The sequence below is a fragment of the Psychrosphaera sp. B3R10 genome (assembly GCF_018861025.1).
GTDB classification, from domain to species: domain Bacteria; phylum Pseudomonadota; class Gammaproteobacteria; order Enterobacterales; family Alteromonadaceae; genus Psychrosphaera; species Psychrosphaera algicola.
This window is the reverse complement of sequence record NZ_JAHKQH010000042.1, coordinates 177,176-198,461: the sequence shown is the minus strand read 5'-3', so window position 1 is coordinate 198,461 and position 21,286 is coordinate 177,176. Positions and strand designations below refer to the sequence as shown.

General features: G+C 39.7%; 10 protein-coding genes. 4 read left to right on the top strand and 6 right to left on the bottom strand.

Features of this window, described 5'->3' with window-relative positions; all coding sequences use genetic code 11:
* Nucleotides 1-77: 77 nt before the first annotated feature.
* Both KO525_RS16290 and KO525_RS16285 read right to left on the bottom strand, forming a co-directional pair.
* The gene (locus KO525_RS16290) at nucleotides 78-2,237 is read right to left on the bottom strand and encodes a hypothetical protein (protein WP_215964889.1); all 2,160 of its coding nucleotides are present in this window, start codon (nucleotides 2,235-2,237) and stop codon (nucleotides 78-80) included.
* A 64-nt stretch (nucleotides 2,238-2,301) separates the two neighbouring features.
* Entirely contained in the window at nucleotides 2,302-5,949 is a 3,648-nt protein-coding gene (locus KO525_RS16285) for a TonB-dependent receptor (RefSeq protein WP_215964888.1), read from the bottom strand.
* A 786-nt stretch (nucleotides 5,950-6,735) separates the two neighbouring features.
* On the opposite strand from KO525_RS16285, the gene KO525_RS16280 reads away from it, so the two are divergent.
* The 4 genes from KO525_RS16280 to KO525_RS16265 all read left to right on the top strand — a co-directional run bounded on the left by KO525_RS16280 (nucleotide 6,736) and on the right by KO525_RS16265 (nucleotide 11,514).
* On the top strand, nucleotides 6,736-7,350 hold the full coding sequence (locus tag KO525_RS16280; protein WP_215964887.1) for a GntR family transcriptional regulator: 615 nt from the start codon (nucleotides 6,736-6,738) through the stop codon (nucleotides 7,348-7,350).
* Nucleotides 7,351-7,444: 94 nt separating this feature from the next.
* Nucleotides 7,445-7,723, top strand: a complete 279-nt coding sequence (locus KO525_RS20020) for a sulfatase-like hydrolase/transferase (RefSeq protein ID WP_215964886.1) — start codon at nucleotides 7,445-7,447, stop codon at nucleotides 7,721-7,723.
* A 322-nt stretch (nucleotides 7,724-8,045) separates the two neighbouring features.
* A complete protein-coding gene (locus tag KO525_RS16270) occupies nucleotides 8,046-8,927 on the top strand; it encodes a beta-agarase (protein ID WP_215964885.1) in 882 nt (293 codons plus the stop codon).
* A 55-nt stretch (nucleotides 8,928-8,982) separates the two neighbouring features.
* Nucleotides 8,983-11,514 carry a sugar-binding domain-containing protein gene (locus KO525_RS16265; protein WP_215964884.1) on the top strand — a complete coding sequence of 844 codons (2,532 nt, stop codon included), beginning with the start codon at nucleotides 8,983-8,985 and terminating at the stop codon, nucleotides 11,512-11,514.
* A 107-nt stretch (nucleotides 11,515-11,621) separates the two neighbouring features.
* On the opposite strand, the gene KO525_RS16260 is transcribed toward KO525_RS16265, so the two are convergent.
* From KO525_RS16260 to KO525_RS16245, 4 genes are all read right to left on the bottom strand, one after another.
* Nucleotides 11,622-14,054 carry an alpha-amylase family protein gene (locus KO525_RS16260; RefSeq protein ID WP_215964883.1) on the bottom strand — a complete coding sequence of 811 codons (2,433 nt, stop codon included), beginning with the start codon at nucleotides 14,052-14,054 and terminating at the stop codon, nucleotides 11,622-11,624.
* 450 nt (nucleotides 14,055-14,504) lie between these two features.
* Nucleotides 14,505-17,843 (bottom strand): FG-GAP-like repeat-containing protein, encoded by a 3,339-nt coding sequence (locus KO525_RS16255; protein ID WP_252736559.1) that lies wholly within the window; start codon nucleotides 17,841-17,843, stop codon nucleotides 14,505-14,507.
* 299 nt (nucleotides 17,844-18,142) lie between these two features.
* Nucleotides 18,143-20,023 carry a methyl-accepting chemotaxis protein gene (locus KO525_RS16250; protein WP_215964882.1) on the bottom strand — a complete coding sequence of 627 codons (1,881 nt, stop codon included), beginning with the start codon at nucleotides 20,021-20,023 and terminating at the stop codon, nucleotides 18,143-18,145.
* A 108-nt stretch (nucleotides 20,024-20,131) separates the two neighbouring features.
* Nucleotides 20,132-21,286: a DUF1501 domain-containing protein gene (locus KO525_RS16245; protein WP_215964881.1), complete on the bottom strand. Its 1,155-nt coding sequence runs from the start codon at nucleotides 21,284-21,286 to the stop codon at nucleotides 20,132-20,134.

The following is a 21,286-nucleotide window of genomic DNA, read 5'->3' as shown; positions in this document are numbered from 1 at the left end:
CTACATTAAATTAATTTTACCCAATAAAAAAGCCGGCAAGCCGGCCTTTATTATCAAATTTAATTAACTACGAACAATTAAGGTACGCGGTCAATCTTAATATTATCAATAATGTATTTAGCGCCAACCCCTTTTAAAACAAAGGTTGCGGTAACATTATCGCTGTTCCAATCAGTATTAGCACCAAAGCCGAACCAATGGGTAGTTTCATCCGCAATACCTTGAACTTGGCCAAAGCCTGCACCATTCCATATCGTATTGTTTAGAGTAAAGTTTAAGTCATTGTCACCATTAGCAAATACTACATCTAATGTGTAACCGCCCCACTGGTTAATATTTGGATCAGTTGCTGCTGCTTTATTTTCCTCAAAGTTCACATACTGAATATCAAAAGTGACTCGATATTTACCACCAGAAACAATTGCTCCATTGGGAACTGCAAATTCTACTTTAACTCCGCCAGCATCGGCGCCAGTTGTATCCACATATAGAACTTTGTTATCCGCATTATTTGCGTCGGTTTGAACTTCAACCGTTCCACCACCTGAAGACGTTGGAGCATAATCTGCGGCTTCAAATGTTCCTTCGTTATTATTTAGTAAATCAACACCTTCTAAATTATCATAACGAACCATATTAAAGTCATCAAAGACCGGCATGCCGTCATTACCCATCCATGCGCTCATGATAAACATTTGTAATTGATCACCAATTTCATTTGGTTTTTCACCGGCAGCATTGGCTGTCGCTAAATATCCACTATTGGTATCATAATTTATCATGAGTGGACGCCAAGTCCCATTAGCTGGATGCCAAGGGCGAGCACCTGCCCAGAAGTTATGTCCACCATTTGGGTCATTACTGATCATCATGTATGGCGATGCATCACCCGCACCTACATAAGCATTGTAACTAAAGTAATACTTTTGATCCGCGGCTAAATCAGGGAAATACTGAGCGCCAATAGTGACATAACAAGGATTACCCAACATCTGCATAGAATGTTCACCGTTGGCAACGATTGAGTTTGTAAATTCAATCCCTGCAGGACAGTTAAACAAACTAAATCCAGTCCCACCATTTTCAAAACCTACGTCTGCGCCTAACGCTTTAAATAAGTTCGACTCAACGCCATCAACAGTCAGAGCTAACTCTGGAGTACCGTCAGACATGTTGCCATTGGAATCCGCTACTTTATAAGTAAAAACAAAGTCTTTAAATGAATTAGCCGCGATATCGTCATAAAATGCATTAGGGTTAAACGTTAATGTTGTGCCTTCAAATTTAACACCAAATGGTAATTCCGCAGAACCGTCTAACATAACGTCACTAATTACGATGTCATCACCTTCACGCTCTTCTATCTCATCCGCTAGGTTGTAAACTTTTAAACCGTCGGTTTCGTCAAACTTATCAGTTTTAAAGTAGTTTAAAACTAATGGTGCGCCACTGATATCTTGTACACCTAGTACATTAATAGTTAAATTACGCGTAAGGTCAAAACGATGATCACTTACTGTATAAGTAAAGTTAAATGTCACTTTTTGGCCATCAGGAATACTACTTTCAACTGCAGATATATCTACATCTAAATTACTGCCATTTATAGTAACAGGCAAATTATATGGGTTCGCTGCGTCAGCAACTAAGTTGCTTAACGTAAGTATTTCATTGTCAGCATCAGTAACATTTTTAAGCCCATCTAATACACTGGCACCAGCGTCTCGCGTGAAATTACCAAGTAACCCGCCGGTAATTTCAGGAGCAAAATCTTCCCCGGTAAAGTTAAAAGTTGCTGTACGAGGCGTTTTGTTTACGCCGTCAGTTATATTGTAAGTTAATACAACCGTGTGGGTTTCGTCAGTATCTAAATTAGGTGCGATATCCAAAGCTCTAACACCTACTTTATTTCCTTGAATTAAAATACCGTCAGAGCCGATATCTTCGGTTCTATCACCAGATGTGGTAATGGCTATATCCGTTACAGACAAATAATTACCATCGGCGTCTTTTGCAATGCTTTCACCAGTATTTTCACCCGTTATTGAACCTAATAAATTGTATTGTTTGAATACATTTTTTTCGTGAAGATCAACAACAATATCACCACCGTGTGTCGGCGCGACTGAATTACCCATTGATTCTGGGTCGTATTCTGGATTTTCTACGTTACATCCAGCTAATGCTGCCAGTATTGAGCTAACTAATAAAACTCTATTTGTTTTTATTGTTTTCATTATTTTGTACCAAATTCTGTTTTTGCTTAGTGGCGGTGTAATACCGCCACAATCCGAACTACTTTTAGAAGTTAACGCGTAACCCTAAGCGGTATGTCGTACCAACTTTGTACTTAGTATAAGTACGATGTGTTGGTGCATCCCCCTCAAGTGGATTACCTTCTTCTAACGCAACAAAGTCGTAACCTGCTGCATTGTCTGCCGCGACTCGTACAACATTTAACGTACGGCTAGTAAAGTAGGTGCGGTATGCTTCATCAGTTAAGTTAATTGCTTGGAATGTCAACGACATGTTTTCACTTACTTGCCAAGAAGCTGACAAATCAAGCGTCGTACGACCTTCATTCCAAATTGAACCTTGGTTCCAGCTACGACCGTATTGGCCATTCGCCCAATCTTTACCCACTAATGAATCAGAGGTTCCGCGCATGCTTAAACGTATTTGATTACCATTTTGTTCCCAGAACGCGGTAAAGTTATAACTGTGCTCTGGAGTATCTGCTACTGGGAATGACGGTAGTAACAGGTTTGGATTGATTGATGAATACTCTGATTCATATTCACTTTGTTGATAAGTATAATTTGCATTAATACCTAAGCCACCGAAAACTCCAGGTAGGAAGTCGTAGGTATCCATGTAGCCGACTTCTACGCCTTCAATTGTCGCGTCTTTTGCATTAACTGTTTTTGTCACTGTCATATTTGCACAGTTGTCACTTGCATCACCGCTAAACGTTGTTGGGTCACTCGCTAGGTAACCGAATTCAGTCGTCGCTCTAATTGGGTGACATTCAGCAATGTCAGCTTCATTTTGCAAGATTAATTCATCACCGCTTTCTGGTGCGTCTTCAGGGTCTCTGACACTGTAAATTGGCGACAAAGTAGTTTCACGATCTGTGAAGTTAGACATGTCTTTTTTGTAATATGCAAGACTTAACATACCCGTTTCACTGAAATACCATTCTAGTGATAAGTCCAAATTATTAGACTCTAATGGCTCTAATTGCGTGTTATACATATCAACACGACCTACATTAGTATTACCACTGCCCCAATAACCAGCTTCTGTCACTTTATAACCTGGACGTAACAAATCTATTTCTGGACGTGTCATGGTTTTAGACAAAGCTAAACGACCAACAAAATCATCAGAGAATGCATAGTTTAAATTTAAACTAGGTAAAACATTCGTATATTTATGAGTTTTATATGCTGGTGTTGATGCAACTTGATTATTAGTCGATGTTTCCCAAGAGTAATTAGTAATTACGCCTGTGGACTCTCCGTTCCATGCAGGTAGATTGTCCCAGCCATAGGTACGGCCAGTACCTATATCAGCATAACGCCACATACTTTGCCATAACAAACTATAGTCAGCCAGTGTAGGTATTGCACCGTTTCCAGCTCGATAATCATTTAATGCATCTGCGTAATTAGCAAATAATGGATCGTGACAAGCCCCTTGGTCTTCAATACGAGTCCAAGTCGATGGATCAGGACCGGCACTTGTATCCCAACCAGTTCCATCTACACGTTGATATTTTAATTCATAATCTTGAGCAACGCCATCATCACCTAAATTAACAGCTCGACACTCAGGTAGACTTCTATCAGCCAATTCACCTAAAGTATGGCGGTCAATGTCACGCTCTAAATCTGAACCACCTTGTTCATAATAACTCATACCTGAGTAACCAATAGCTTCTACTTCGGTTTCAACATAACGAACACCAATATCACCTGTTAACTGGCCATCAAGAAATTCAAAGTTTGTTTTGAAATAAAGGGCATTTGTATCAATATTGGTTTCACGAGAGGCAGTGTTGTCGACATTGCGAATCACATTTCCGTCGCCTAAAATCATCTCTTTAGCCATTTTGACATCAATAGGTGTCCAGCCAACTGTTGACCCTTCTCGTGCATATCCAAGTGATTCCATAAAGTCATCATACTCTATTGGGTCACCTGCGATTATATCACCGCGTATATCCGTTAATGAACCACCAAGCTCAACCGCTATTTCATTTGTAACAGGGTCTCTGATAATCTCCGTAGCTTCCAAAGATTGGAAACTATAAGATTGATCATCAACATCTTTGTTACGTTTTGAAGTTTTAGCACCAAACTCAATAGTTGTAATGCCATAGTCATCTATATCCCAGTCGAAATCCACTTGAGCATTAGCAATAGTATCTTTAATATTACGATCATTTTCACGGATATAACCTAAATGGAAGGATGAAACATCTTGAGGGTTGAAACCTGTTAAGGCCACGTTATCGGCGCTACCTAGCACTCGAGAGCCGGTCTCAGGATCGGTATAAGCGTATAAATGGTCACCTAAATCAACAAATGAATCACCGTATACCATTGAGCATGTATCACCGCCCCCGGTACAATCAACACCGACCGGTTCAATATTTGCACCGGCATCCCATAATAGCTGACCAGGAACTTGATAATAGTTTTCCATAACCGTATAAGCATTTGGTAAACTTTCTGATTTACTTGATGAATAACCTACTTGCGCTTGTACGCGCAAATTATCGGTTAATTCAGTTTGAAAGTTTAACGTCGTGCTCAAGTTCTCATTGTCTTGACCACCGTCTGAACGGACCATATTACCGTTACCATAACGATTAACTCGTTTTGTCATGTCGTGCGTCGTTGTATCCACTTGGATCCAGTCAATTGGATCAGAATATGGATTTGGCGCTCTTACGAAACTTGTCGGTACTTGACCTTCAATCCAGTTAAGGTTATTCGAAAAGCTTTTTGCCTGTATCGCATCAAATGTTCTAACTGAATCTTGTTTACTATAAGTAACATCAAACATTAGTTCTGATGTGTCTGTTGGTAAAAACTGAATGCCTAATGAAGCCCCTTGGCGGTTGCTTTCATTTTGATGAAGTTCATAACTTGCAAAACTTGGTTCGATGGCTTTAACACCAGATATTACATTGCCATTTTGATCAACAGCTTGAGTATATTCTTGGGATTCGACAAAATTGCCTGCATTGTATTGGTCTTTACGATATGCATTTGTTTCATCGTACGCAGTAAGTGAAACACCTAATGTTTCATCTAAAAATTTTTCTGAAATTGAAAACTGTATCTTATGGTTTGCTTCATCTGAAAAATCATTGTATCGACCTTGAACCGTTAGAGAACGAATATCATCTATTTGGTTTAATGGACGTACGGTAACTAAATTGACACTCGCACCTAATGACCCCTCGTCGTGGTCGGCGCTTGGTGTTTTTACAACTTCTAATTTAGAAAGTATGTCGGCGGAGAACGAACTTAAATCCACAGCTTGAGAGAAATCCGTTGATGTTAATGCTTGACCATTAAGCGTAATATTATTTTGATTAGCATCAGCACCACGTACTGTAATTTGAGTACCTTCACCGTCGCTACTTACTACGGTAACACCAGTTACTCGGCCCAAAGCATCAGCAATGTTTTGGTCAGTAGATTTACCCACATCCTCAGCATTAATTGTGTCACGAACTCCCGAAGCAAATCGTTTATCATTTAGCGATTTCTTAAGACTTCCTCGAAAGCCCTTAACTTCAATGACCTCAACGTCTTCTTCTGCTTTGTTATTTTTATCGTTATCTTCAGCAATGACGTGTGAGGAATAACTTGTTGAAGCAAGCATCGCCATGTAGACAGCACTTAACTTAAAACTCGTCTTTAATTTTGACATTGTGTTTTCCCAGTTGATCTAGTTTTAATAGTTGTTGATTTTATCTCGCCCACCAACTACAGAGTTTGAATAAAATCTACACACACTTTAGATCTACCCAATTACTTATGTCAACAAGTTTTTGTTAACAATCTTCAATTAACTTTTTATATACGACATACAAAAGAAAGTCATTTTATAGTTTGAAGCATTTAGCCTCAATCTCTATTTCCATTCACTTTGCCGTTTATTATGACATAACCTAACTCGCCCATTTGTTTGCTAGCGACGCGTACATAAACCTCACAAATATTTTGTTAACAATTTTCAATTATTACTATTTTGGCTCTTAAACGAGGGTAATTACCCCAGTAACAAAATGAAAACTAAGGCAATAAATTAATGATTCGCTGCCAAATAATTTTTTTAGATTAGTCGAAAGTAAAATATAAAGCACCACACTAGCGCTGAAATTGATTGATGAACTAAACAAAGCAAACGGACATGCAGGCAAGTGAACAAATCCAATAAGTTACTAACTTACGCATTCAACTATTAAACCTTTATTTAACGCTAAACAAGTAACGCGCAAAAGTATCAGTAATTAGCATTGCGATATTGTTAACTATAATGAACGTAATTTGACAATTCTTATCACCTTAACCTTTGATCAGTGGTTACTTATATATAGCTAATTCGTTTTACTGGCTAATTCAACAAAAAACACTGGTCTTTTGTAAACAATTAAACAATTGCATTTTATTGCGAAAACACTAAAATTACCGCCTTAACAACTGAGGAACCTCGATGGCCGTTACCAGAACTACAAAAATCCTTACCGTAAAAGACCAAATTGCCGATCAAATTCGTTCAGATATTATTTCAGGTGATTTATTACCAAACACAAAACTCAATGAAAAAGAACTTGCTGAACGCTTTGGTCTATCACGTGGGCCGATTCGTGATGTTATTTTACAATTAACAAAAGAAGGCCTTTTGATCTCTAAAAACAATTGCGGTGCTTCTGTAAATTGTATCCTCGAACCAAAATTACAAAAATTAATGATAAAGCTTAGACGCGAAATCGAAGTTTTTGCTTTGGAGCAAATCAAAGACAAATTGACTGAACGCGACTTTAATGCATTGGATAACATCCTAATTGCCTTGCAAGAAGCGTTAGAAAATGAAGATTATACGGCGGTAACCAAAATCGACATTTCATTCCATCACTACATTATAGAAAAAGCTGGCGGTGATGAACTTGTCAATATCTGGTATCCATATGTTATGCGTATGCGTTTAAATTACAAACGTATCGTAAATACTGAGCAATGCGTTAACGAACACAGAGCAATACTAAATGCCCTTAGAGAAGGGAATATTGCCCAGGCGATAAAGTCGACTAAAGCAAATATCAAATAGAAACGAAAAACCTTGTTGCACAAACAAGGTTTTTTTGTAACCATCAAATATTGTCAACAATTAACAACACAGGTTGAAGTGTTGTTAATTGTGAATGTATTTTAGATGGTGGCCGTCATTACTATCCCGAGCAAACCACAATAAATTCAGACGGCTATGCCCTACCTATTATGCTGCTATGGTTGACGAAATGGACCAAGGTATCGGCATGTTGATTGACTCACTAAAACAACAAGGAAAATACCAAAACACATTGATATTTTTCCTATCAGATAATGGTGGTTTGTATCCAGACACCTGGTGGCCAAGTTTTGATTGGGCCGACAACTCGCCATGTCGCAATTTTACCGTGCGTTATTTGAGAAAAATTTAAAAGAAGCAAAAGAGCTAGCGCCTTATACCATAAAGTAACCACCAATTAATGACTCACTAGTTAAGTAAGTCATTTTCTCAATAAGTCTGTTCATTTATGATCAGACTTATTGTTTTAACCAGAGTTAATATTTTGACCACCAATTTTTAGAGCAATAAAAACCTGGATTTACAGAGTCTAACTTTACGCCCCTCCCCTCCAAAACCGCTAATTTGTACAACAGCACCAAAATCTCCTAAGTAGCTAAATTAGTAGTGGAAATTTTAAGCTATTCGTTTTACCCTCAAATTGTCAACAATAAACAGTTACCAATAGAGGCTATATGAAAAACCTTATTTTGCTTTCGGCATGCGCGGTTATCGCACCGCTCCAAGTAAACGATTGGAATGATTATCCCATTCCAGCGATAGCACCTGATGGTATGGTTTGGGAGTTATCTGATATGTCAGACGATTTCAATTACACCGCCCCCGCCAAAGGCAAAAGTGAAGAATTTCATCAACGCTGGACTGAGGGCTTTATTAACGCCTGGAATGGCCCAGGTCTTACGGAATGGCATCCAGAATACTCTGAAGTTAAAGATGGGTATTTAAGAATAACCACCGGTCGAAACGAAACAAACGGCAGTGTTTTTGCCGGCAGTATTACTTCAAAACAATCCATCGAATACCCTGTCTATATGGAAGTCAGAGCTAAAATATCAAATATGGTTACCGCGTCTAACTTTTGGTTTTTAAGTAAAGATTCCACTCAAGAAATTGACGTTTTGGAGGCTTATGGCAGCGATAGAGCGGATCAAAAATGGTTCTCCGAACGGTTACACTTGAGTCACCATGTATTTATTCGCAATCCGTTTCAAGACTATCAACCTAAAACAGATGATACTTGGTATGCACGAAACGGCATAAAGTGGAAAGATGACTTCCATACCATTGGCGCTTATTGGCGTGATCCATGGCATTTAGAATATTACGTTGACGGCCAGTTTATTAAATCCAGTAGTGGCAAAGATATTATTGATCCTGTTAATTACACAAATGGTTCGGGTCTAAATAAACCGATGCAGGCCATAATTAATACTGAGTCCCACGACTGGCGATCTGATATGGGCATCGCCCCAACCGATATTGAAATGCATGACCCAGAAAAAAACATCTACCTCATAGACTGGGTGCGTTTTTATAAACCCGTTCCTAAAACTTAATCTTACTCATGAACAATCAACATTTGCCACCATTAGACAACAAAGGAAACGTACGATGCGAACCATACATTTTATAGGCATTTTATTGTTTGGAATAATTATTCAAGCTTGCACCAATACCGAGTTAACCCACATTCCATTACCTGAAAAACGTGCCCTAAACTTTAATAACGATTGGCAATTTACCCTTGGGGACAACCAAGACTTTGCTACTGTCGAATTTGACGACGAAAAATGGCGAACGTTAACGCTACCACATGACTGGAGCATTGAAGCCGAATTTGATCAAAAATATCACGGGGCGACAGCTTATCTACCCGGCGGAACGGGTTGGTATCGAAAAACGTTTAAAGCCGATCCACAATGGTTAGATAATTCGACCTATATTTATTTTGATGGTGTATATGCCAATTCAGAAGTGTATTTGAATGGCAAACATATTGGAGGCCGTTTAAACGGTTATTCGCCATTTTACATTGATATCAGCAAGCACTTGAATGCAGACAAAAACGTGCTTGCAGTCAAAGTAGAACATGAACGTTACATCGACAGTCGTTGGTATACCGGATCAGGAATTTATCGCGATGTTACCTTAGTATCCACCAGCAAATTGCACATTCCTATTTGGGGCACTTATGTCACCACACCAAAAGTGACAAGAAGCAGCGCCGAAGTTGCTAGCCAAATTGAAATTAAAAACAATTTTGATGTGGCACAGTCTTTCACGTTAGTGAATCGAATTTACGACCAAAACCACGCCCTCGTGAGCCAACACTCGTTAAATGGCCAATTGGCAGCTAATACACAAACAACGTTATCTAGCACGTCAGAAGTGTCTCAACCACAACTCTGGGATCTGCATTCCCCATCCCTGTATACCTTAGTAAGTGAACTGCGCCTAAATGGCAAAACGGTGGATACTTACAAAACGCCCTTTGGTATTCGTACTATCGAATATGATGCGAACAAAGGATTCTTTTTAAACGGTAAAAATCACAAAATCAAAGGCGTAAATCTACACCATGGTGCCGGTCTTGTTGGCACAGCGGTACCAAATGATGTATGGAGACGTCGGCTGGAAACCCTCAAAGAAGCTGGCGTAAATGCAGTGAGAACGGCTCATAATCCAGTTTCAGTTTCTTTTTTAGAGTTGTGTGATGAGCTTGGTTTATTAGTTCAAGCGGAAATATTCGACGAATGGGATAACCCTAAAGATAAACGGCTAAATCAATGGGAACGTCACGACGATGATATAAGCCGTGGATATGCCGATATTTTTCAACAAGAAGCTGAACACGATTTAAAAGACCCAATTAAACGCGATAGAAACCACCCATCGATAATTATGTGGAGCATCGGGAACGAAATTGAGTGGACCTACCCTCGTTATAAAAAAGCCACGGGATATTTTGATATGAACGCCGCGGGCAACTACTTTTTTAACCCACCGTTTATTTCGCCCGAAGAAATCAAGGAGCGCTTCCACAGCAGCGAAGAAGGCCAATATGTACTCGCAAAAACAGCTCAAAAACTGTCTAAATGGGTAAAAGAAATGGACACAACACGCCCTGTTACCGCAAATTTAATATTACCATCGGTAAGCCATATTTCGGGTTATACCGATGCTTTGGACGTTGTTGGCTATAGTTACCGTCGGGTAATCTACGATTATGGACATGAATTGTTTCCGGATAAAATGATCTTGGGGACCGAAAACGTTGTGCAATGGCACGAATGGAAAGCCATTGAAGAACGAGATTTTATACCAGGTACCTTCCTTTGGACCGGCATTGACTATTTAGGCGAATCAAACAATGGTTGGCCTCGCAAGGCGTTAGAGTCAGGCATGTTAGATACCGCAGGGTTTAAAACCCCATCGTTCCATATGTATAAAACGTTGTGGAATAACCAACCTCATATCCACATAACCAGCCAAGTAGAAGATAAATCTCTTTACAAAGTAGATGGGCAACAGGTTGTTGAAAAGAAAGAAGGAAAATGGGCCGAGCGAGTTTGGTTATGGCAAGATGTAAACCGCCATTGGAACTACAAAGAAGGTGGATCTGTCATTGTTGAAGTTCTCAGCAATTGTGACCGTGTAGAACTGTTTCAAAATGAGTCATCTTTAGGTATACAAAGCTTATCCGAGTCACCTGACCACGAGTTGAAGTGGGCGGTAAATTTCACTGCTGGGCAACTCGTCGCTAAAGGCTTAGATGGTTGTGACGCAAGCGATAAAGTGACTACGGCAAAAAATGCTAGTCAGTTCGCCATTTCAATTGATAAATCGACATTAGACGTTAACCCTCATCATGTTGCTCATATCGAAATACAGCTCACTGATGAAAATAATATTGCCGTCCACCACCAAGAAATTCAACTGCAATTTGATGTCTCTACCAATGTACAATTACTTGGCTTAGACAGTGGTAACTCTCGCACCATAGACAAATATCAAAATACCAAAGTAATCACCAGCGAAGGCCGTGCTTTAGGTATTGTAAGAGTAAATGACAACAAACCGGCTTGGATAACGATTTCGGGGCAAGGACTAACCAGCAAAACGGTCTGGTTGAATAACGGATAAATCTTTTACGTCAGCAAACCTGAATCGATTGATTTTAGTGAGCTATATAAACAAAACCCGGGCGACGCAGTCATTGCGAAGCCCGGGTTTTTATATCTCTAGCCCTATTATTTTGGTGTTACTTCCAACAACAAAACTTGCTCAGATGCTATTTCAAATCGAGTTTCCAGTGGATTGCTCGTCATCATATCTGTGATATCGACCGATTTGCCATTTGCCAGTGTCAGCTCAATATTTGCCTTGTTATGACCTACATTGAGGATGTTAACCAAGTAACCCCCTTTACCATTGGGTACAACACGCCACATAGTGGTTTTGTGGGCAACACCGTTAATTTCTTTTAGCACAACAGCAGGTTTACTACTTGGTTTAATCTCATCTAACGTCGCTTGTTTAATTTTAGCGATATTATTAGTGTTTAACACCAACAACTTACCGTTGCCTTTAACCAGTTGCTGTTTGCGTTTCTGACCATATTCATTTAAAGATAACGCATCTTTGGTATCGAGAATTACAGTGCCGCCTTGGTTTAGGTATGATTGCAGTGCAGCAAACTCGGCATCTGTCACAAACTGGTTACGATAAACCACAACAACATCCCAAAGCCCATTATCTTGTTTCTGAATGATGTTCTTAGTCACAAAGCCGACCGGCATGCCTTCAAAGAACAGTTCTTCATAAAGCTTATAACCTTGAGTCATGTAATCGTCTGCGTTTATTGCAGTGGTTTCTGAGTAGAACAGTCTGATGGGTCGACGTTGTTCACGTAACTCAACGATTTCTTCAGAAAAACTATTTAAGTCATACATTACCTGGGTAACTTCATTAGTGACGTGAGGTTGCATGTTATTAGAACCGGCGTATGCGCCACCTAAACCAGGATCGAAGAAGTCTAAATCCCCTTCTAAACGATCTTCTGGCGAACCATCTGGATCCCGGGCCCAAAACCAGCCCATATTTGCGTCCATGCCAAGTAACGTCGCTAACCAATATACGCTTCTGACGTAACTTGTTCGAGTATCTAAGTCACGCCATTGGCCTGACGACAGAAAGTGTGATTCTGAATTTACGTTAATTTTATCCGGTGCAACTGACTCCATAAAGTCATGGAACATTGCAACTATGCCCCAGTGATAAGCGTATTTTTCTATCCATTCAGAAGACTTACCTGGACGAATATTTTTGCTACCAAATGACTTAGCGTCGTGGCCAACCATAGTCGTTAATTCAGCTAGTGCTTCAGTGTCGATACCACCAGAGCGGGAATTATCCATAAACATCCGTGGCATGATCTTTATATGCGTATCCGCATCGGCATTAACAGTATGCAATTCGTCCTGCATAAACTTAAACCACTCGGTACTGCGGTCCATATTGTAACGCATCCAGTCATACCACATTGGCTGGCCTTTAAACTTAGTGTCCAAAGGTATGTCAATTTGCACTTGGTCAAAGCTTGTAAAAGCAGCGCCCCAGTTGCTGTTCAATTCAGCGACATCGCCACTGTATTTAGCGTCTAACCAATTGCGAAATTTGTTTAGCGTGTAAGATGAAATGTCGTTCATTTCTTTAAAACGATACGTCCAGTGGTCTTTTTCAGAAAACCAATGAGGTTCATTTGCCAACACAAAACCAAGTTCAGTAACTTTTTTACCTTTAGTTAAACGACCCGTTTCACGGATGATCTTGCCCCAAACATCACGAACTAATGGGTTATCAACATCAAAACCAGTAAACAATGAGCGACCTTTGCGTACTTCCGGTTCGCGTTCTTCCACCCACTTTGGAATGCCCATGATCCAATAATAAAGAAATCCTACATTAGTGTCTGGAATGCTTGTTAACTCTTTCATTAATTCTTGGTCAAATGTGCCGTCTTCTTTTAACAAAAATGAATTAATGGCCCTGTCATGATCGACAGGGTATAGGTTTTCACCACCATGATACAAGGCCCCCAAATGGTCATTGTAGATATCGGTATTTGTTAGCGGTTGTCCCACTGTTTTTGAGAAATAGTCATATGGGAAAATAGGCTTGCCATTGCTGATAAACATATTGTCTGACGCCTTCGTTCCTTGCCAATCGACTTTATTAACTGGTCGACGTTTAATTTCGCCACGTAATTCTTGAGCCAAAACCTCAATCCCTTTATCGAGAATATCGATAACTTTTTGACGTTCAAAATCGGGTAATTCATCTGCTAATCGTTTTTTATCTTTTGCGTAGTAGCGCTCGTAACCAAATGCTTTTTCAATTGAGTCTCGATTGGCTTCATCCCAATTAGCAAACGTTAAAAACTGTTCAGAAAACCAAACTATGGTTTCTTCTCTGGCCACATCTATTTCGTTGTTCTGCGCTTTTTCCATCATGCTTTTAAGTTCAACTAACTTAATTCGAGCTTCCTGCTCCAATGGACTCAGTTCGTTAAAATTAGCTATTTGTTCCTGTGCGGTTTCTGCTGCAACTTCTTCTTTTGTGCTGCAAGCCGCTGTTAACAACAGGGCCGAAGCGATGGCCGCGCCTATTAAGTGACGTTTCATTGATGCCTCCTGATCTTTGTTCTGGATTTAACCAGAGCTAAAATATAAATTTAACCTTCTGAGATACATCTTATATTTTTAAACATCATATGTATATGGATAATTTTTAAAGAGTAATATATTTAAAATTACTCATACTTAACAATAACTTATTATTTTCATTTAGTTGTTGGTACGGTTTTTAACCTTATTTTGTCTTGTTTTTTTGCAGAATAAGTATGGTTTTATACCATATTGCAATATGCACTATCGTTAAGTGCGAGTAAAAATTAGGTCAAGGATTTAAAGCAGATTGGTGAATATGCCGTTTGGCTAGAATGTCGAGTTTGTACTCAGATAAAAAATAACGCAGGCACCCCTGGCAACACTGCGCTATTTTTTATTAATTAAATTGTTGCTGACAAATGCCCTTTAACAGTCGCTGAGAAGCATTGCTAAAAAGTGCCTATCTTAATCGATTGCAACTAAGTTAAGCGGGTAAATCAAGGCGTCATTCATCGTTCCGTCACTTGATGCAAATGACACTCTTAGTTGATAAAACTGACCCTCGGGTAATTCTGACGTTGGCTTCAAGCCAGCCAAAGAAATGACCTTACTTGAAATTCCTTCGTTAGTTTTTAATACCGATGAATCAACAACAATCCTATCTTCTACCGGGATCCATTTTGACTGAAAGTGCCTTAACCAAAATCGAATTCCCCCTTCATCTGAAGAGATCACCTGATTCCCAGTCCCGGCATTGTAATGCACCTTAACTTCAATTTGACTGTTCACAGGTATCGGTTTACCCGAAAACGCCTCAGCATTTGTAATTTTAATAAATGGCTTTATTAGCGGCTTTACGGTCAAAGTAAACTTATCGACGACTTTATTTGCGTTATTAACTGCGGAGTCCCCTAATTTGGCACTTATCGTTGTTGTACCCGGTTTTAACGCGGTGACCTTACCGTTATCGTCAATCCTTGCTATTTCTTGGTTACTGCTATTCCAGTTAACAATGACGTTGTCTGCATTTATCGGGAATAAAATTGCGCGTAATTTCTGAATCTCACCTTCCACCATAGTTTGACGAACCGCGGCATCTTGACTCGCAATTGTAACTGCAGTAACGGGTTTTGGAGTCCAAGGGATAATTGTTAGTTCTACTGAACTTGTCAGTTTATTTACGGCAGCTGTTGCGGTAATTATTGCACTTTGATTTATGTCACCCACAGCGGTTACCCGACCGCGTTCATCAACTTTCAGGATATTTTTGTTACTGGATGTCCAGTTAATTTGATTGTCCGCGTTACTTGGTACCATCGCCGTATTAAGCTGAATCGTCGCATTTTGTCTGATATGATTGTTTTCCGCATCAACAAACACGTCTAATACCTTTGGGTCGAGCCTGTCAGTGGCATAAAGTCGATTAACCGCCTTGTGGCGAAACGCTATCGTTTCGCCATTGCGCCAGCGCACTTTAATTGATTCTATAACGTCAACGTCACCAAGACCAAAATGCACTATATTTAATAAACTTTGAGAGAAAACTGACCCAGCTGAACCGACTCGCTTGGTAAATTCTCCCTTAGCTGTTTTGACAATAACTTCCGCCGAAATCGCGTCAACGTGGGATTGTGGTGAATAACCAACATTAACGAGCACATACGCATTATCTGCAAGCGACTCAGTTTGGTCACTGACACCATTTTGATATAAGTACCATTGACCACCTTCACTACCATTGAGTAAATCAAGATCACCATCTAGATCGAAATCAAATGCCTGACCCATATCACCATTGCCCGGTCCGCCTACATCATTGGCACCGTGCATCGTCACCGTTTGAAATTGATTTTTGCCGTCATTTAACAACATATAATCTGAAATTCTGCCGTCTATTTTGCCCCAACGATAGACAAATACATCTTGAAAACTGTCGTTATTAAAATCCCCTACCGTTACCCCTAAGGCGTTGCCACCACTTGGTAAATTCCAACTTTCCGTTACATTGGTGAATGTGCCATTGTCATTTCTTAATAAGATATCTTGGGTATTACGATTTTCCGGTTCGAAGTTTGGCGTCACGCTATTAATGCCAGATAAACTAAAATTAAAGCCCCAAAATATGTCGCCATTTCTGACCAACGCTGCTTTCCATTTACCTTTGTTAGGGTTGGAGCCTGTGCCACTACCAACATCACTATCACCAACAAAGCCAAAGTACATGCCATTTTCCGTTAAATCGGTGGGCCACCCAATTGAACTTTGCTGCTCAATAACAAATTCATCACCGGATGCCAAAACTGTAGCATTTTTGTTAGCCCCTAAAAAAATGGGATAATCTTTGCCCCTAAAAATCCCCTGGGATAAATAATAGTAGCTATGAAACTTGATATCGCCGTCGGCGGTAAACTCAAATGAATCAACCCCTTTGTATCCTCTTGGCTTTATAGACAATTCTTTAGTGATCGGGTCGTGATCAAGTGACGGTTTTTCGCCAAAGCCACCTTCAAATTCTTTGCCTCTAGCAAGGTACAAATCAAGGTCACCGTCGTTATCTATGTCTAAATCCGCAATCCCCATTACACCTTTAATAGACGATATATCTGCGGGAAATTGAGATGTGATGTCGGTAAATGTAAAATCGCCATTGCCTTGCCATACTGACAACGGACCGTACAAAATCACATCGTCTATATGGTCATTGTTAATATCGGTTATTAACGCTCTGGAAGGATGTTGGTCTTGCAAGCCAGCAATTGGTTTATAGGTAAACGTGCCATCGCCTAAGTTTTCATAGAAAAAATGCTGGGGCTTTGAGCCCGCTAAGCTAGTCTCGTTGATTAACATCAAATCAAGATCGCCATCGAGATCCATGTCGGACCATTTTGCACCTCGTCCGCGCCCGCCTTTGTCAATCGCTACATCACCAGTGGTCAATACAAAAGTGCCATTATTGTTGGTATAAAAATTTGCCTTTGAAGGGTTTTTACCATTGCCACCGCCTTGGGTAACTACAAGATCTAAATCTCCATCGTTGTCAAAGTCACCTACTGATGTACCGTGTAAATCATGCATAAACCAACGCGCTAAGTCTTTATTGTGTTTGCTTACCGTACCATCACCGTTATTCCAATAAAGTTTACTCGATTCTTGATTGTGGTTATTAACGATAAAGTCATAATCACCGTCTTGGTCGATGTCGGCGATAGTCGGCCCGCCGTATTTTATCGAGTTCACTTTATCTATTCCGGCCTTAATCGAAATGTCTGAAAAATTAGGTACATTTATTGGTCCCATATCTTCGAGCAGCAAATGATTAATCATTACGTCGGCGTTATTTGACCTAAATGTTAATTTAACCTTTCCGTTTGAGGGAAACCGTACTAAAACATTTATGGACTGTTTTCCTGACTTGGCAATATTGAGGTTATCTGCGAGTAAAACGTTATCACCATAAAGACTTAAACTTGCGTAATTTGCCGGATTAGTTAATTCAATAGTTAACTTTTTCACTAAACTACCCGTGATATTGACTTCACTTGATAGGGGTGAGTTTGGCAATACCGTCTTATTAGTAAAAGCGGCGAGACCTACATTTGAATTTACTGCCTGCTCAGAACACCCTGCTGTAAGCGCACTTGAGATCACCGCTGTTGCTAATATAACCGGTTTAACGAACAACAAAACCTGCCGATATTTTTTAATCGGCATTATGCTTAATACAGCAAGTTTTAATAATGATCTCGTTTGAAATAACGCTGCGTGAGTTATGTGATTTTTGTTGTCGATGAATGCTGATCTCATTTTAATTTAACCGTTAACCTTTTTTTAAGACCATACCTTAGCTTTTCCATTTTGGATAGTATTTTGTAAACAATTAACCAAATAAAAATATTGTAAAATACATTACACAATTACTAGTACAAACATAACAAGCTGATATTTATAAGTTATTTAAAATTATTTGATAATTTACTAGGTAGGATGATTGACCTTATAAAAAGGAAGTGAGGCGTTTTTGAGTGAATAAAGTCTCGACGTCTATAACAACATCGAGACTGCTAACCGTTTAATTGGTGACACATAGCAACAAGGAGGGAGACTTAAAGTACAAATTTAGACACCAAATGTTCTAACTCTTTTGCATTCGTTTCAAGCTCTAAACAAAGCTCAGCCGCTTCTTCCATTTTTTGTTTATTGTCCCCTGCTGTGTCAGAGATAAGCACAACGTTTTCATTGATTTCACCTGTAGCCAATGTTTGTTCTTTCGTTGACAATGCTACTTGGTTATTCATTTCAGTTAATTTAACAATTTCCTGGGCAACTTCAGTGAAGGTTTCGCCTGTTTTAATCAAACGACCCGCCGCATTTTGTGTTCCCTCGCTGCCAATTTTGATAGCAGACACCGCATCTGAAGCTTTATTTTGTAATTTGGCGATCATCGAATTAATTTCTTCCGTCGAATCCGCTGTACGTTTGGCAAGAGTTCGTACTTCGTCAGCAACAACAGCAAACCCACGCCCTTGTTCACCAGCTCGCGCTGCTTCTATCGCCGCATTTAGCGCCAACAAATTGGTTTGTTCTGAAATACCTTTAATAACATCAAGTACGTGGGTGATCGACTGGATCTCATTCGACAACTCGTTAACTGAATCCACTGAATGATTCATCGACAATTCCAACGATTTCATTTGGTCTATTGTTAATTGCACAAATTCGTTACCCGCATTTGTCTTAAGCTCAGTGTCATGAGCAACACCGGATGCCACTGCCGCATTTTCAGAGATTTGTCGGACTGTGGATTCCATTTCGTTAACCGCAGCGGCAACCGTTTGGGTACTATTGGACTGAGTATCCGCTAGATGTTTCGAATGGTTTACTTTGTCAGCCACTGTGTCGGCAATAATTTTTACATGTTCTGTCGCATTTGAAACCCGCTTAAACATACCGTGCAGTTGTTCTAAGAATATATTGATCTGTTGAGCCAATTCGCCCACTTCATTTTGTTCATCAACTCTGATCCGAGCGGTTAAATCACCGTCTTTTTCAGTCAAGTTAACAACCGACTTATGGATCCAACGAATTGGACTAAAAATTTGATTCGCTAATATTTTAGTTAAAACAAACCCAAGTGCCGCAATTAATAACCCGACAAAAATATTCTGAAAAATTGCAGATTGAATTGCACCAAACAATTCTACTTTTGGAATTTCAGCCACTAAATTCCAATCTATTGATTTGAGTTTAATGCTACTGCGAATATGTTCCTCGCCGTTAATATCAACTTCATTAAGGGATGTTGTTCTAGTTGCAGCTAAATCAATTTTCCGCCCGATTAAGTTATGATTTGGGTGCAGAGTAATTATCCCTTCGCTATCCACTAGATAAACAATTCCCGTATCGGCAATTCGGTAACCTTTAATAAGTTTTGTCATTGCTTCAAGAGAACGTCCAACACCTGCGAGTGCCACCACTTTATTATTCACTTTAATGCTGTAATTAATAAAAACAGCAGCTTGCCCTAAGTTTTTATCAACATCTAAACTCAGTTCAAATTCTTTCCCTGAATTAGTAAATTTGTAAAACCATTTATCTTCGTTTTGATTAATTTGTCTAATGATGCCGTCATTGGTGTAATAATTTGACGTTTCACCTGAGACTATAAATGCAGAAATAGCTTCATTGTTAGCTTTGATATTGGCAAGGTACTCGGTAAATTCAGCTAATTTCGAACTTGATTCACCATTTGTAATCCAGTTGGTCACCATCGTATTGGTTGCTATAGCCTTGGATGCTTCAACTGGACTCGACAATTCCAGTTCTATCGCGTTTCGCACTTCTGCTAGTGCCGTTGGCAGCTCTGAGGTTTCAAGCTTATCGGTTAAAAATGAGGTGATAGAAGAAGAAAATAGAAACGTAGACAAGGTAAGCGGAAACAAAATAGCGGTAACTAAACTTAAGTAAACTTTTTGCTGTAATTTCATATTAATCCTTAACATCAACTTATTACGCAAGTTATCGGCAATTAGGGCTTATTATTTACTTTTAATTAAAAGTTCGTAACAAATCCACCCAAATTGCCTTTCGCCTTATTAGTTCAAGATAGCATAGGACTTTAATAAACGTGCAGGATAGGGTGAATTTCCAGGAAAAACCTTTGCCAGTTGATCAGGTGACATCTGCCAATGTTCAGATAACAACGCAGACATCCAGGAAAAAGCACTTGACGTTGGCTGTAGATCTCGGTTTTCAAACAGCTGTTCTGGTGCTAATCCCGGCCACTCTCCAAGGACCTTTCCACCCTTTACCGCACCACCTGCGACAAACATGCAACTTGCGGTGCCATGATCGGTTCCACCTGTACCATTTTCTCTGACTGTACGACCAAATTCTGTCGCGATTACGACAACAGTGTCATTCCAAGTTTCTTTTAGCGCGCTTTCTAAGGCATTTAAGCCATTATCCAGTTCGGCTAATTTACGTGTGAGTCGATTCGCTTGGTTGTTGTGAGTATCCCAGCCCCCAAGTTCTAACATTGCGCAATCCGGCCCCCCTTTCGTATTAAGTAATTGGCCACAAGAACGAGCAAGTGACACAAACTTATCTTGATTTTTTTTCTTATCGTTTTTGCTTCCAACCAGCGCTTTGGTTTCCATCCCTTCTTGCAATTTGGTTAACAACTTAGGATCATTTTGGTACAAATTTATTAGATCGTTATAAATATCTTCATCTGCAGATTTTAAGTTGGTTGGGTACCAAGTATTAACGTCTTTGGCACTTCTAAAAACAATCGGCGTAGTTTGTGACACGGCCAAACCCGACTTACGTTGAATATCTATTGCTCTGCCCAACCAACCTGTATCGTGGTCAATTTTATTAAGGCCTGATTCTAAAAAGTCTTGGCCATCAAAATGCGAACGAGCGTCGTATCCAGAACCTACTGCAACGATTGGCAACATTGTTTTTTGCCGATACCAACGATGTAACGTCTGCAATGAAGGATGAAGCGCAAACTGAGTATTTAACGAGAGTGCTTTTTTCTCTGCAACGGCAACCAGTTTTGGCCTGTGTTGGTGTAACGCTTTATCATTTACAGGAATAATGGTGTGCAGCGAATCTAAAGCACCACGCAGCATAACAAACACTAATTTTTTAGGCTTAACAACGGCCGTAGTTGCCAAAGCAGATGCAGATGGCCAAAGAACTAGACTGGCGCCTGAAAATTTTAGAAAGTCACGTCTATTCAT